We start from the raw sequence: 13,186 nt of genomic DNA on the forward strand, positions 1-13,186 counted from the left end.
GGTCCGGGATAGCTGTTGAAAGCCGATCAAGACGCATTCTCATGGGGAGTTCCGGAATGCCTTACCAACCGTCACCGTCCACCCAAACCCTGAGCGCCGCCGTGCGCCATGGCCTGTTCGCCGGCCTGCTGGCGGTTGCGCCGCTGGTGCCCTGTGTGGCCCAGGCCGCCGAGGCCAGCCAGAGCGAATCGCGCCAGTACAACATCGCCGCCGGCAGCCTCGACCAGGCCCTCAATCAATTTGCCAGTGCGGCCGGGATCCTGTTGTCGGTGGATGCGCAAATGACCCAGGGCAAGCGCAGCGCCGGCCTGCAAGGGCGCTTTGACGTGGCCCAGGGCCTGCAACGCCTGCTGTTGGGCAGCGGCTTGCAGGCCCTGCAAGTGGGTGGCGGCTGGATGTTGCAACCGGCCCCGGCGGACGGTCCGCTGCAACTGGGCGCGACCCAGGTCAGCGCCCCTCAGGTCGAGGAAAGCGCCTGGGGCCCGGTGCAGGGCATCGTCGCCAAGCGCAGTGCCACCGGCAGCAAGACCGACTCGGCGCTGGTGGAGATCCCGCAGACGATCAACGTGGTCACCGCCACCGAGATCAAGGCCCGTGGCGCGCAAACGGTGACTGAAGCCTTGCGCTACACCCCGGGCATGACCGGCGGTGGCTTCGCCGACCGGGTGAAGATTTTCGATGAGCCGACCTCGCGCGGCTTCACGCCGACCCCGCTGTACCTGGACGGCCTGCACCTGCCCTATGGCGGCGGCAGTACCGGTGGCGCATTGCAGATCGAGCCCTATTCCCTGGAGCGCATCGAAGTGCTCAAGGGCCCGGCGTCGGTGCTGTACGGGCAGAACCAGCCCGGAGGCATCGTCAACATGGTCAGCAAGCGCCCCACGGCCACGCCCCTGCATCAGGTGGTGCTCGAAGGCGGCAGCGATGACCACAAAAGCCTGGCCCTGGACCTGGGCGGTCCCCTGGACGAACAGGGGCAGTTCCTCTATCGCCTGACCGCCCTGGCCAACGACAGCGGCTCGCCGATCGATTACGTCGAGCAGAAACGCCAGTTCATCGCGCCCAGCCTGACCTGGCGCCCCAACGAAGACACCAGCCTGACCCTGTTCGCCCAATACCAGAAAGACAACGACGTGCCCGAGGCCCAGGGTTTGCCGCGCATCGGCACCCTGGTGCCCACGGTCAACGGCAAGATCAGCCGCGACCTGTTCCTTGGCGAGCCGGGAGTCAACGCCTACGACCGTGATCAGTTCGTCCTCGGCTATGAACTGTCCCATCGCCTGAACGAGGTCTGGACCCTCAAGCAGAACGTGCGCTACGCCGATGTCGACGACCATTACCGCGCGCCGCTGCACGGCTACAGCTTTGTCGCCAACCCGCTGACCGGGGCCAATGACCAGCGCTACATGACCCGCTACGGCGTCGACTGGAAGCAGCACAACAAGGTGGTGGGTGTGGATAACATCGCCCAGGCCGAATTCGACACCGGCGAGCTCAAGCACACCTTGATCGTGGGCCTGGATTACTACCACTCCAACAGCCAGTTCGCCGGCAAGTACGACCGCACCAACCCGATCATCGATCTGTACAACCCGACCTACGGCACGCCGATCAATTTCAACGGGCTGTATCGCTGGGACAACACCGTGACCCAGACCGGCCTGTATGTGCAGGACCAGATCAAGCTCGACCAGTGGGTGCTGGTGCTCGGCGGCCGCTATGACTGGGCCGAGACCAACAACAAAGTGGTGCTGACCAAGCAGAACAGCGGCAGCAAGGACCAGGCGTTCTCCGGCCGTGCGGGGCTGGTCTACCTGTTCGATAACGGCCTGGCGCCGTTTGTCAGCTATTCCGAGTCGTTCATGCCGTTGAGCGGCACCGCCGAGGGCGGCAGCCCGTTCGAGCCGTCCACCGGCAAGCAGTATGAAGTGGGCCTCAAGTACCAGCCGCCGGGGCAGGAAAGTTTCGTCCAGCTCTCGGTCTACCACCTGGACCAGGAGAACGTGCTCAACGCCATTCCCAATAGCACGTTCAGTGACCAGAGCGGTGCAGTGCGCTCCCGTGGGATCGAGCTGGAGGCCAAGGCGGCCCTCAGCGAGTCCCTGGACGTGATTGCTTCGGTGTCGCGCAACGACATCAAGTACACCAAGGACGATTCCGGCCGCGAAGGTCGGCACCCGGCCGGCAGCCCGCCGCTGACCGCCTCGGCATGGGCCAACTACACCCTGCTCGGGGATACGCCGCTGGCCGGCCTGGGCGCCGGGTTGGGGGTGCGCTACGTGAAGGGCAATTACGGCGATGATTACGCCGGTGCGTTCCAGATTCCGTCCTACACCGTACTGGATGCGGCGCTGACCTATGACCTGAACCGCTCGCCGTTCAAGCTCAAGGGCGTGAAGCTGGCGCTGAATGTGAAGAACCTTGAAGACAAGACCTACGTCGACCTGTGCCGGACCGAGCTGGACTGCTACTACGGCGAAGGGCGCACGGTGGTCTCGAGCCTGACTTACGACTGGTAAAAAACAGCCCTAGTTCTGCAAAAACACCACATAGCCCCTGAACCAGGGGCTATCGCGCAGGTAAGCGGGTTCGGTCCAGGCACCGCCCTGGATCAGCCCGACCTTGTACGGCAGCCCCAAGCGGTCTAGGCGCGGCAGGTAGGCTGCGTAATTGGGAATGCTGTGGCGGCCCTGGTAGGTCTGCACCACCACCTCGTCGATCACCCCCTTGAGCTGGCCGATGGCTTGCGGGTCGGCGTTGCTGCCCCAATCCATCAGTCCGGTAATGCTCAGGCGGTATTGGCGTGGCAGGCGCTGGCGCAGGTCGCGCAGGAAGTCGGCGTATTCATCCAGGTAACGGGTGCCGGCGTCGAAGTCGATCTGGATCCCGACCACCGGGTTGCCCGCCTGTTGCCAGCGTTGCACCTGCCCCAGCAATTGGGCGTAGATCGGCTCCGGCCAGCGCAGGGTATGGGCGCGGTACACCACCCACACTTCACCTTGAGTCAGGCGCGGCACCGAGACGCCCTGGGCGATCAGGCGCACGCCGCGTTCCGGCTGGCGGCGCGAGGTGCTGATCTGGCCCTGGAGGATGTACAGGCTCTTGGCCTGGGCCAGCACCGGCTGCGGCTTGACCCCGCTCCATAACCAGAACGCGTCATAGTCGCCGGCGTCGACCGCGGCCCAGGCCTGGCTGCTGATCAATACGGCCAGCAGCCATCCAGCGCGCAACAGAGCGTTCATGGGTTACCAGTAATACGGCAGGGATTTGCTCCACTGGGTATCGGCGTAGGTGCCCTTGATCTGGCGGAACCAGGCCTTGCGCACCGCCGGCTCGACATCGGTGCCGCCGCAGCTGTTGTTGCCCGAGGGCGCGTAGCACTTGATGGCGCGGAACAGCGCGTAGGCGCGATCGTCCTTGGGCGCGTGCTGGTTGTCGATCACCTGGCGATAGCCGTCATGGCGGGAAAACACCGCCGGCTTGGCGTCGATACCGCTTGAGCCCAGCTCGCCCTTATACGGCGCGGCATCGAGCGGCGAATGGTCGAGGCCGTTGCGCAGAATGAACTCGCCCAGGCAGTTCAGGCCCTTGGGCTGCTGGTTGTTGGCCTGCAACACGGCGGCGATCTCGGCGATGCTCGGGCAGCCGTAGCCGGACTCTCCCGGCTCGCCTTGCCAGTTGAACATCGCCAGCGGCTTGCCGCTGTCGTAGAAGTAGCCGATGCCGACCCCGAGCTTGTCGGGCGAAGGGCTGGCGGGCATGCGCTTGAAGTCTTCGGCAAAGGCTGCGTACTGGCCGCGCAACAGCTCTTTGTAGAGCAGCACGAACAGGGCGCTGTCGCGTTCGCCGGCGTCCACGCCCTGGGTCACCTGCTGGCGCAGCAGCGGCAGGTCGGCGCTCAGGCGTTGCAGGCGATAGCGCAGTTGCGGGGTCTTGATCGGCGAGTCGGCGGCAAAGACTTTGTCCAGACGCTGGCTGAACTCGTAGTTCCAGGCCAGAGCCAGCTCCACGTAGTCACGCTGCAAGGGTTGTTTGACCTTGCCCAGCAGCTCCAGCCACAGGGCTTCGGCCGCCTTCCAGTCCTGGGTCTTGTGCAGCGCCAGGCCGCGCAGCACCTGCTGGCTGAAGGCGAAGTAATCGAGTTGCGCGGGCACGCTGCCTGGCAACAACGCCAGGGCCTGCTGCGGCTTGTCCTCAAGGTTCAGGTAGGCCGCCGCCTGCAGGTAGTCGAACAGGGCCGGCTGTTCGGCGAACACGGCCTTTTGCGCCTGGAGCTGCTTGAGGTTGAAGGTGCCCTGGTAGGCGCTGATGCGACTCAGGTCCTCGACCGCCAGCAACTGCGGGGTGCGGATATCCGGGGCCTCGGTGCCGAGCAGCTTGTTGTCGGTCTCCTGAATCAGCTCCGGCAGGCTGATATTGCGTTGCGCGGGCGTGGCGTGCAGCAGTTGCCAGCTGTAGTCCTCGGCCAGCTTGCGGTCATCGCCGGACAGCCAGTGCACCCGGCGCAGCAGGCCCTTGGCCGACGCACTGAAGTGCCCCTGGGGGTAGGCCGCCAGGTAGCGTTCCAGGTTCTGCTCGGCCAATTGCAGGTTGGGCCGATCGACCTTGTTCAGGTCCGGCAGGCCCATGTCATCAAACGTGTCGGCTTGCGCGGCGTTCAGTGGGATGCGCGCGCTCATGTACAGCGCGGTTTCCTTGAGCCAGGGCTGGGGGCTGTCGGTCAGGCTGGCGAAACGCTGGGTCGCCTTGTCGAAGCGGCCGCTGTAGAACTCGGCGGCGCCCCGCAGGTAATTGGCGAAGGCCTTGCCGGTTGCAGAGAAGTGCTGATCTTCGATCAGTACCTCGGCATTCCCGGCCTCCCACTCACAGACTTGCAGCATCTGCATGCGCTCGCCCGCCAGGTCGCTGCGTTCCTGCGTCGACAGTTCCGGGGTGTCGAGCAACTGGCCGATAAAGGCGCTGGCGCTTTCCAGGTTGTTACTGCGGCAGCGGTTGCCTTCGCCCTCGATAAAGTGCGGACGCTGATCCAGGGTGGCCACCGCCGGCAACTCCAGTTGCGCCAGTTGCTGGTCGAGGCGCGCGACCAGCGCATCCTGTGCGGCGGGCGTGGCGTTTTCCGGCTCCGGGTCCAGGCGCATCAGGTCGAACGGCACCGGGCCGTAGCCGGCTTGCAGGTCATTGTTGCTCAGGGCGACAGGGCTCAGGGGCAGGGTGCCCTGGTCGGACATCAGCAGGCGCAGGTTGGTCCGGCTGTCGTTGTTCGGGCTCAGGAACGGCACGCTGTTGCAGGCGCCGCTGCCTTGCGGGGTCCAGAGCACTTCGCATATGGATTCGTCGAAACTGGCATAGGCCGGGGTCGCGCAGACGGCGCCAAGCGCCAGTGACACAGATGACAGAAAACCGATACGCATGAATTGTCCCTAATCCCTAAAGCACGAAGTGCGGTGGTCCGATAGTGGCGCAAATCATACAGAAGCTCCCGGGACGTACCTACTGGCTGGCGTATTGATTCCAGCGAACCTTTTTCGGGTGAGCAGGTAACAGGCCCGGGCTAGAGCGGGCGGCGTGAAATGGCAGCGGAGGCTCGATAAAGATGATGGCGTTGTGCTTGACGCTCACCCTCGCTGTCGTAGACTCCGCCCATCCGACAGGGAGTAAAGGTTATGCGGCGTTTTCGTGGTTTGGGATTCGGATTGACCTGCCTGGCGTGCCTGGCGCAAGCGCAAACTCCCGTCGCCGACGATCCGCTGCTGGCCAGCCCGGCCTCGGACGCCAGCTCGACCAGCACCCAAGCCCGTGGCGTACTGCGCGCCCGCGACCAGGCGATGATGGCCAGCGAGCTGTCCGGGCGGATTGTCGAACTGCCTTTCAGTGAAGGCGAATCCTTCAAAAAGGGCGATGTGCTCGCCCGTTTCGACTGCTCGGCCTATCAGGCCCAGCTCAATGCCGCGCAGGCCGCCAGCCGGGGTGCCAGTGAAGAGCTGGCCCACAACAAGCAACTGGCGGCGCTGAACTCGGTGGGGCGTTTCGAGGTGTCGCGGGCCGAGGCCAAGCTCACCGAAACCCAGGCCCAATCCCAGGTCTATCAGGTGCAGGTCAAGCGTTGCAGCGTGGTCGCGCCTTTCGACGGCCAAGTAGTGCAGCGCAAGGTGCAGCGCTTCGAGAGCGTGGCGGCCGGTTCGCCGCTGCTGGAAATCGTCGACAACCGCACCCTGGAAATCCACCTGCTGGTGCCGTCGCGCTGGATGGGCAAACTCAAGCCCGGGCAGACCTTCAGCTTTATCCCCGATGAAACCGGGCAGTCGCTCACGGCCACCGTCAAGCGCCTGGGCGCGCGAATCGACGAGGGCAGCCAGACCCTGCTGCTGGTGGCCACGGTGCCCAGTGCCGCCGGGCTGCTGGCGGGCATGAGCGGCACGGCGCGGTTTACGGAGTCCCCATGAACGCGCCGCTGTCGGGCTCGGCGGAACAGGTATTCGCCCGCTTTCTCGACCTCGAACGCCAGACCCGCGCCGCGTCGACCGTGGAGCAGCTGGCCTACAGCCTGGTCAATGACGGCCAGGCGCTGTTCGGTTTTCGCCATGCCGCACTGCTGATCGCCGGCAAGGTGCGCGCGGTGACCGGGGTCAGCAGCCTCGACCCGAATGCGCCGTTCGTGGCCTTCGTCGAACATGCCGTGGCGCAGCTATTCAAGCGTGAACAGCTGCAGCAGGCGCGGGTGGTGACGCCGGATATGGTCAGCGACTCGGTGCGCGCCGATTGGCAGGGCCTGTCGGCGGCCCAGGTGTTCTGGTTGCCGCTGCTCGATCGCAAGGGTGAAGTTTTCGGCGGCCTGTGGCTGGCCCGGGACACCGCGTGGAATCCCGCCGAACAAGTGCTGTTGTCGCAATTGGGCGACACCTACAGCCATGCCTGGCTGGCCCTGCAACCGCGCCAGCCATGGCGCCTGCGCTGGACCCGCAAGCGCCAGCTGTTGCTGGTGGGCGTGGTGCTGCTGGGGCTGTTGATCCCGGTGCGGCAATCGGTGCTGGCGCCGGCCGAAGTCGTGCCCCTGGGCGGGCGGGTGGTGGCGGCACCGCTGGATGGGGTGATTGCCGAGTTCCTGGTCAAACCCAACCAGAGCGTGAAGACCGGGGATCTGCTGCTGCGTTTTGAAAGCACCACCCTCACGGCCCAGGCGGATGTCGCGGCGCGGGCCCTGGGTGTGGCCGAGGCCGAGCTCAAGGCCAATGCCCAGCGTGCCTTTGCCGATGCGGAGTCGAATTCGAAAATCGACCTGCTGGCGGCGCGGGTCGAACAGAAACGTGCCGAGCGCGATTACGCCAGGGAGTTGCTCAAACGCAGCGAAGTGCGCGCCGAACGCGATGGCATTGCGGTATTCGCCGATGCCGAGCGCTGGACCGGCAAGCCGGTACAGACCGGCGAGCGGTTGATGGAAATTGCCGATCCGAACCAGGCCGAGCTGCGCATCGAGCTGGCGGTGGGGGATGCCATTGCCCTGGAGCCCCAGGCGGAAGTGGCGCTGTTTCTCGACAGCGACCCGTTGCAGCGGCACCTGGCGACCCTCGAACACGCCGCCTATGAAGCCCAGCCCACGGCGGGCGGGCAATTGGCCTACCGGCTCGATGCGAGTTTTCGCGAGGCACCGCCGCGGATCGGCTTGCGTGGCACGGCGAAGATCTTCGGCGAGCGGGCCCCGCTGGCCCTGTATCTGTTACGCCGTCCCCTGGCCGGTCTGCGCCAGAGCGTAGGTCTGTAATGAACCTGCCGGCCCTGCGCACCGACTTGCAGTTGTCGGCCGCCGCTGCGGCCCGGGATGGCTCGCCGCGCTGGACCCTGGCCGACCCGGTGCGCGGGCGTTATTTCAAGCTGGGGGCGGCGGCGATCCGCCTGTTGCGCCATTGGGCACTGGGCGACGCGCAGCAGGTGCTGCAAGCGGCCAACCGCGAGCCTGGGCTGGCATTGAGCGAAGGCGAGCTGGAGGAGTTGCTGGGATTCTTGCGGGCCCATGACCTGATCAGCGCGCTGGACCCGGAGCAACGCTCCAGTTACAGCCACAAGGCCGCGGCGCAGCGCCAGAGCCTGTGGCAGATCCTGTTGCATCAGTACCTGTTCTTTCGAATTCCGCTGTGGCGCCCGGACGCCTTTCTCAATCGCGCCTGGCCGTGGTTGCAGCGCTTCGGCCCCCACCTGTTGCGGTTTGGCCTGCCGATCACCCTGGGGCTTGGGGTGTTTCTGGTGTCGCGGGACTGGCAGCGGTTTCTCGCGACCTTTCCCCATCTGTTCAGCCTCGGCGGGGCCCTGGCGTTCGGCGCGGCGCTGTTTTTCGCCAAGCTGTGCCACGAATTCGGCCATGCCTTTATGGCCAAGCGCGCGGGGTGTCGGGTGCAGAGCATGGGGGTGGCGTTCATGGTGCTGTTGCCGATGTTCTACACCGATGTCAGCGATGCCTGGCGGGTCAACGACCGGCGCGCCCGGCTGCTGATCGGGGCCGGCGGCGTGCTGGCGGAATTGCTGCTGGCGTGCATCGCGTTACTTGCCTGGTCATTGCTGCCGGACGGCCCGGCGCGCACCGCCGCCTTTATGCTGGCCAGCGCCACCTGGATCACCACCCTGGTGATCAACCTCAACCCGTTCATGCGCTTTGACGGGTATTTCCTGCTCAGCGATCTGTGGGAGGTGGACAACCTGCAAGGCCGGGCCTTTGCCCTGTGCCGCTGGCACCTGCGCGAAGTGCTGTTCGGCTATGGCCAACCGGCGCCCGAGCCCTGGTCGCCACCCATGCAGCGGCGCCTGCTGTGGTGGGGCTACGGCTCGTGGCTGTGGCGTGCGGCGCTGTTCTTCGGGATCGCCCTGGCGGTGTATCACCTGTTCTTCAAGTTGCTGGGCATCTTCCTGATGCTGGTGGAGCTGGTGTGGTTCATCTTCCTGCCGATCTGCAAAGAGGGTTACCAGTGGTGGGCACGCCGCGAACAGGCCCACACCCCGCGCGTGCTGCTCAGTGGCCTGGGCCTGCTGGCGTTGTTGCTGCTGCTGGCGGTGCCCTGGCGCAGCAGCGTCGAAGTGCCGGCGATGCTCGAAGCCGGGCGCGTCACCGCGCTGCATGCGCCGGTGGCGGCGCGGGTCAAGCAGGTGCTGGTCGAAGACGGCCAGAGCGTGGCCCAGGGCGCGTTGCTGGTGGAGTTGGAGTCGCCGGATATCGACTCGCGGCTGGTGATCGTGCGGCGTGAAATCGACATCCTGCAATTGCAGATGCGGCGCCAGGCCGGTCGCAGCGAAACAGCGGCGGATGTCGGCGTGCTTGAACAACGCCTGGCCGAGGCGGTGGCCGAGTATCGCGGCTTGCAGGCCCGGCGCGAGCGCCTGCTGCTACGCGCACCCCAGGCCGGCCAGGTGCGGGACCTGATGCCGCAGCTGGTGGCCGGGCGCTGGGTGTCAACCCGCGAGCCCCTGGCGCGGATTGTCGAGGGCGGCACCCGGGTGCGCGGTTACCTGGCTGAAGCCGATTTGTGGCGGGTCACCCCGGGGGCAAGCGGGCGCTTTATCGCCGACGACCCGATGCGCCCGGCCTGGCCGCTGGAGCTGGTGGATGTGGACGTCAATGGCGTGGCCGCCATCGACCTGGAGGCCTTGACCTCCGACCACCACGGGCCGATTGCCGTGCGCCGTGATGAGAACAGCCGGCCCGAGCCGGTGCAGGCGCAGTACGGTGCCCGCCTCAGGTTGCTCGAAGAAGTGCCGACGCCGAGCCATCCGCTGCGCGGCGTGGCGGTGTTGCAGGGGCGCAGCGAGTCGTTGCTGGGCACGGCCTGGCGGCGCCTGGCGGCGCTAGGGGTGCGGGAAAGCGGGTTCTAGTGATCAGGTCTTGAGGGAGTACAGCCGATGTTGAACAGTTCGTCCGCCGCCGGGTTATCCATGCGCCCCTCGCGGCCCACGGATGGGCCCTTTATGCAGAGCCTTTACCAGTCGGCCCGGCCCGAGTTGCAGTTGATCGACGCCGAACCCGAGGTGGTGGCGCAGGTGGTGGCCCAGCAGTTTCTGGTGCAGGAACGGGGCATCGGCGACAACTTCCCCGACGCCCTTCACTACGTGGTGGAAAAGCTCGACACCCCGATCGGCGTGCTCAGTGCCGACTTCGGGCCCAATGAAATCCGTGTGCTGTACCTGGCGTTCATCCCCGGGGCGCGGGGCAAGGGCTATGGCCGCTCGGTGCTGCAAGGGGTGCAGAAGGCCGCCGAACAGGTGCGCTGCCCGGTGGCGACGGTGGTCTGGGCCAGCAACCCCCAGGCGCGCCAGCATTACCTGGCGCTGGGGTTTCGGGTCGAGGAAAGCACACCCGGCGCCGAGCGCCTGGTGTGGTACCCGGGGGTCAGTTGAAGATGATGTTGAAGTAGCCCTGGGCCGGGTCGCGACCCAGCGCTGGCTCGCGAGATACAAAAATCGCTTCTACGCGCCCCAACTGCGGCAGCTCCAGAGCGCATAGGCCATCGACAAAGTCGGTCGGTTGCAGGCTGCGCAACTGCACGTTGAACGGGATGCGGGTGTTTTCCGGCAGGCGCGATTGCGGGCGCGACACCACCGCTTCGACTTGCACCGGCAACGGGCTGCCGTCGGGCAGGTACAGCGGGCACGGCTGGTTCACCAGTGCCAGGAAGTGTTCGTTGCAAACCTGTTGCAGCATTGATGTTCTCCTGAAAAACCACTAACCGGAGCACTAGGCCCCGGCCAGCGGCTGGATCAATTGCGTGAAGGGAAGATCCCTTGCAAGGCAATGCTGAAGTTCACCGCCAGGAACGGATTGCTCACTTCCAGCGGCACGTTGCCACCGACGGTGCTCAGGGTGCCGCCGATGCTGCTGCTGGTGCCCTTGAGCGGGACCGGCGAGGCACCTTGCTGGTCCGAGAAAATCGCTGCCGAAGGTGGCCCGCCGGAGATGGAGGCGCCGATGTAGGAATTGGTCGGCGTGGGGGCGGTGAGCGGATTGCTGGGAACGTTTGCCAGGTTGACGGTGGTGGTGACGGTCAGCGAGTTAGTCGGAATCGCCTGGGCTGGCACGTTACTGGTCAATACATTCAAGCGCTCGACGCCGCCGATCTCGCCGATGGGCCGTGGCGACAAGCCAGGCCCTTGCCCCATCCCCATGGGCAGCCGGCTTTGCAGGTTGGGCAGGTTGAAGGTGGTCTGGCCATTGCCGCCGTAGTAGGTGCCGAGCAGGGCAAACAGCGCCGAATTCTGCGCGATGCCGATCACTTGCCCATTGCACAATGCCCAGCCATTGGGGGCAAAGTTGAAGCCGAGCATCTGGATACTGCCAAGATATACATCCATAGATCCTAGTCCTTGCGCTGTGTTGAGTGAGGTGCCCTGCCCGTTGGCAGCCGCGGTGCGGTCTGCCGGGTCTGCTTTGCACCGAGAGCAAGCGTAGACCTAACCTTGGGCGGCGTCTGGCATTAATTCGGTTGAGGTCGCGATTGGAACAACTGCGTGGATTGCGAGGCGTGTGGCCTACAATCAGCGCGTCATGCCCTGCCGGTGGCAGTGGACGATTTGTCGAGGATGGTGATGGGCGTTCCGAATAACGATGAAGTGGCCAACCTGCCTTACCGCCAGCCCGTCGCGGCTGAGCACTCTGTTCTGCACCTGCTGCGCGCGCCCTGGCTGATACCGCTGCTGGCCCTGGCCCTGGGCGCGCGCCTGTATCAATTGACGGCGGCGGCGATCTGGGGCGACGAGGGCTCCAGCCTGTTGCTGGCCCAGTTTCCCCTGGCGGGCATCTGGTTCCATGCGGCCCATGATGTGCATCCGCCGCTGTATTTCATGCTGCTGCGGGCCTGGATCGGCCTGTTCGGCGACTCCATCGAATCGATCCGCATGATGAGCGCGGTGCCCGGGGTGATTGGGGTGTTCCTCGGTACCTGGCTGGCGCACCTGATCGCCAGCCGCCGGGCCACGATGCTCACCTGTCTGTTGCTGGCCCTGTTGCCCACGGCCGTGCGCTACAGCCAGGAAATACGCATGTATTCGTTGATGGGCGTGTGGCTGCTGGGGGCGACCCTGGCGCTGGTGTACTGGGTTCGCGCACCGCAGCGCCGGCGTTACCTGGCGATCTACGCGCTGCTGATGGCGGCGGCGTTCTATACCCACTATTTTTCCGCACTCTGTGTGCTGGCCCATTGGGCGTATCTGCTGGTGCTGCGAGCCCCTTTCGCCGGTGCCCAGCGCTATATCGCCCGCCGCGACTGGTGGCTGGCCAATGGGGCGATCGTGCTGCTGTTCCTGCCCTGGCTGCCGGGGTTGATCGACCTGGTGCTGCACATGGATGCCCTGGAGGTGGGTGGGGATGTCGGCTGGGAGCCGGCGGTCACCCTGCGCTCAATGCCGTCGATGCTGTGGCAACTGATGGCCCAGGACGATGCTGAAGGCATGCCGCTGTGGCTGCTGCTGACCCTGCCCGGCGTGCTGGCCGCGATGATGGTCTATGTAGTCTGCACCGACCGCAGCCGCTATCGGTTTGCCACCCTGGTGGTGCTCTACAGCGCGCTGCCGTTGCTGGTGCTGTATGGGGTGTCGTTTGTCTCGCCGGTGTTTATCGAGCGCTACCTGACCGCGCCGGCCTTGGGCTTGGCGATCATCCTGGCCCTGGGTATCGACCGCCTGGCCCGGCGCTTCAAGGTCCTGGCCCTGGCCTTGCTGCTGGCGGTGCTGGCCGTTGAGGGCGTGGGGCTGAAAAACAACTACACGGTGGACGCCGACGACCAGTTCAATGACCTGGTCGCCTACATGAACCGCCATACCCAGGCGGGGGATCAGGTGGTCCTCGGCGATATGTTCTGGTACCTCACCTGGGGCTACTACGACCAAAGCGCGACCGCCCCCAGGCTGTATACGCCGCCCACCGCCGCCGGCGTGTCCACCCGACCCAACAGCTACGGTTTCGGCACGCTGATCGATGAAAACGCCGGGGTCTACCTCGACCACCTGCAAGACCTGCCCCAGGGCAACGGCCGGGTCTGGCTGGTGATGAGCCGGGAGGCACCGGACGAGTTTCCGTCCATTCCCAGTGGTTGGCGGAAAATTGACCAGCATGCGGGAGGCGATACCCAGGCGGTTTTATATGAGGCTTGTCATGTTCCCTGTGGCACCCGCTGAGGCTGGGAAGGCCGATGTAGAGCCGCCGACACGACTT

Annotated in this window: 10 protein-coding genes; 6 read left to right on the plus strand and 4 right to left on the minus strand. The window is 65.5% G+C overall.

All coding sequences use genetic code 11. The features are described 5' to 3' along the window. Nucleotides 1-56: 56 nt before the first annotated feature. Nucleotides 57-2,519 carry a TonB-dependent siderophore receptor gene (locus MF4836_RS03450; RefSeq protein WP_078469167.1) on the plus strand — a complete coding sequence of 821 codons (2,463 nt, stop codon included), beginning with the start codon at nucleotides 57-59 and terminating at the stop codon, nucleotides 2,517-2,519. A gap of 9 nt (nucleotides 2,520-2,528) precedes the next feature. Here MF4836_RS03450 and MF4836_RS03455 read toward each other — a convergent pair whose 3' ends face one another. Beyond that, nucleotides 2,529-3,242: a DUF3142 domain-containing protein gene (locus MF4836_RS03455; RefSeq protein WP_078469168.1), complete on the minus strand. Its 714-nt coding sequence runs from the start codon at nucleotides 3,240-3,242 to the stop codon at nucleotides 2,529-2,531. A 3-nt stretch (nucleotides 3,243-3,245) separates the two neighbouring features. Further along, nucleotides 3,246-5,411: an outer membrane assembly lipoprotein YfiO gene (locus MF4836_RS03460; protein ID WP_078469169.1), complete on the minus strand. Its 2,166-nt coding sequence runs from the start codon at nucleotides 5,409-5,411 to the stop codon at nucleotides 3,246-3,248. Nucleotides 5,412-5,663: 252 nt separating this feature from the next. On the opposite strand from MF4836_RS03460, the gene MF4836_RS03465 reads away from it, so the two are divergent. Genes MF4836_RS03465 through MF4836_RS03480 form a run of 4 tightly spaced genes read left to right on the plus strand, consistent with a single transcriptional unit; the run spans nucleotide 5,664 to nucleotide 10,377 of the window. Next, entirely contained in the window at nucleotides 5,664-6,443 is a 780-nt protein-coding gene (locus MF4836_RS03465; protein WP_078469170.1) for an efflux RND transporter periplasmic adaptor subunit, read from the plus strand. Beyond that, nucleotides 6,440-7,759 carry an efflux RND transporter periplasmic adaptor subunit gene (locus MF4836_RS03470; protein WP_078469171.1) on the plus strand — a complete coding sequence of 440 codons (1,320 nt, stop codon included), beginning with the start codon at nucleotides 6,440-6,442 and terminating at the stop codon, nucleotides 7,757-7,759. Before MF4836_RS03465 ends, MF4836_RS03470 begins: the two co-directional genes overlap by 4 nt. Further along, nucleotides 7,759-9,855, plus strand: a complete 2,097-nt coding sequence (locus tag MF4836_RS03475; RefSeq protein WP_078469172.1) for an efflux RND transporter periplasmic adaptor subunit — start codon at nucleotides 7,759-7,761, stop codon at nucleotides 9,853-9,855. The genes MF4836_RS03470 and MF4836_RS03475 overlap by 1 nt, the downstream gene beginning before the upstream one ends. 27 nt (nucleotides 9,856-9,882) lie before the next feature. Next, nucleotides 9,883-10,377 carry a GNAT family N-acetyltransferase gene (locus MF4836_RS03480; protein ID WP_078469173.1) on the plus strand — a complete coding sequence of 165 codons (495 nt, stop codon included), beginning with the start codon at nucleotides 9,883-9,885 and terminating at the stop codon, nucleotides 10,375-10,377. On the opposite strand, the gene MF4836_RS03485 is transcribed toward MF4836_RS03480, so the two are convergent. Together MF4836_RS03485 and MF4836_RS03490 are read right to left on the minus strand one after the other, a co-directional pair. Beyond that, the gene (locus tag MF4836_RS03485) at nucleotides 10,370-10,681 is read right to left on the minus strand and encodes a DUF6916 family protein (protein WP_078469174.1); all 312 of its coding nucleotides are present in this window, start codon (nucleotides 10,679-10,681) and stop codon (nucleotides 10,370-10,372) included. The two genes, MF4836_RS03480 and MF4836_RS03485, sit on opposite strands and share 8 nt — an antisense overlap. 56 nt (nucleotides 10,682-10,737) lie before the next feature. After that, entirely contained in the window at nucleotides 10,738-11,328 is a 591-nt protein-coding gene (locus MF4836_RS03490; protein ID WP_078469175.1) for a phage tail protein, read from the minus strand. 234 nt (nucleotides 11,329-11,562) lie between these two features. Here MF4836_RS03490 and MF4836_RS03495 point away from each other — a divergent pair, with 234 nt between their 5' ends. Next, nucleotides 11,563-13,149, plus strand: a complete 1,587-nt coding sequence (locus tag MF4836_RS03495; protein ID WP_078469176.1) for a glycosyltransferase family 39 protein — start codon at nucleotides 11,563-11,565, stop codon at nucleotides 13,147-13,149. Nucleotides 13,150-13,186 lie beyond the last annotated feature (37 nt).

Origin of the sequence: Pseudomonas sp. MF4836 (genome assembly GCF_002018875.1) — a bacterium.
GTDB lineage: Bacteria > Pseudomonadota > Gammaproteobacteria > Pseudomonadales > Pseudomonadaceae > Aquipseudomonas.

What these genes read in the sequence shown, in the direction of transcription:
- MF4836_RS03450 (WP_078469167.1), top strand. Translation starts at nt 57, where the DNA reads ATGCCTTACCAACCGTCACCGTCCACCCAAACCCTGAGCGCCGCCGTG.
- MF4836_RS03455 (WP_078469168.1), bottom strand. Translation starts at nt 3,242, where the DNA reads ATGAACGCTCTGTTGCGCGCTGGATGGCTGCTGGCCGTATTGATCAGC.
- MF4836_RS03460 (WP_078469169.1), bottom strand. Translation starts at nt 5,411, where the DNA reads ATGCGTATCGGTTTTCTGTCATCTGTGTCACTGGCGCTTGGCGCCGTC.
- MF4836_RS03465 (WP_078469170.1), top strand. Translation starts at nt 5,664, where the DNA reads ATGCGGCGTTTTCGTGGTTTGGGATTCGGATTGACCTGCCTGGCGTGC.
- MF4836_RS03470 (WP_078469171.1), top strand. Translation starts at nt 6,440, where the DNA reads ATGAACGCGCCGCTGTCGGGCTCGGCGGAACAGGTATTCGCCCGCTTT.
- MF4836_RS03475 (WP_078469172.1), top strand. Translation starts at nt 7,759, where the DNA reads ATGAACCTGCCGGCCCTGCGCACCGACTTGCAGTTGTCGGCCGCCGCT.
- MF4836_RS03480 (WP_078469173.1), top strand. Translation starts at nt 9,883, where the DNA reads ATGTTGAACAGTTCGTCCGCCGCCGGGTTATCCATGCGCCCCTCGCGG.
- MF4836_RS03485 (WP_078469174.1), bottom strand. Translation starts at nt 10,681, where the DNA reads ATGCTGCAACAGGTTTGCAACGAACACTTCCTGGCACTGGTGAACCAG.
- MF4836_RS03490 (WP_078469175.1), bottom strand. Translation starts at nt 11,328, where the DNA reads ATGGATGTATATCTTGGCAGTATCCAGATGCTCGGCTTCAACTTTGCC.
- MF4836_RS03495 (WP_078469176.1), top strand. Translation starts at nt 11,563, where the DNA reads ATGGGCGTTCCGAATAACGATGAAGTGGCCAACCTGCCTTACCGCCAG.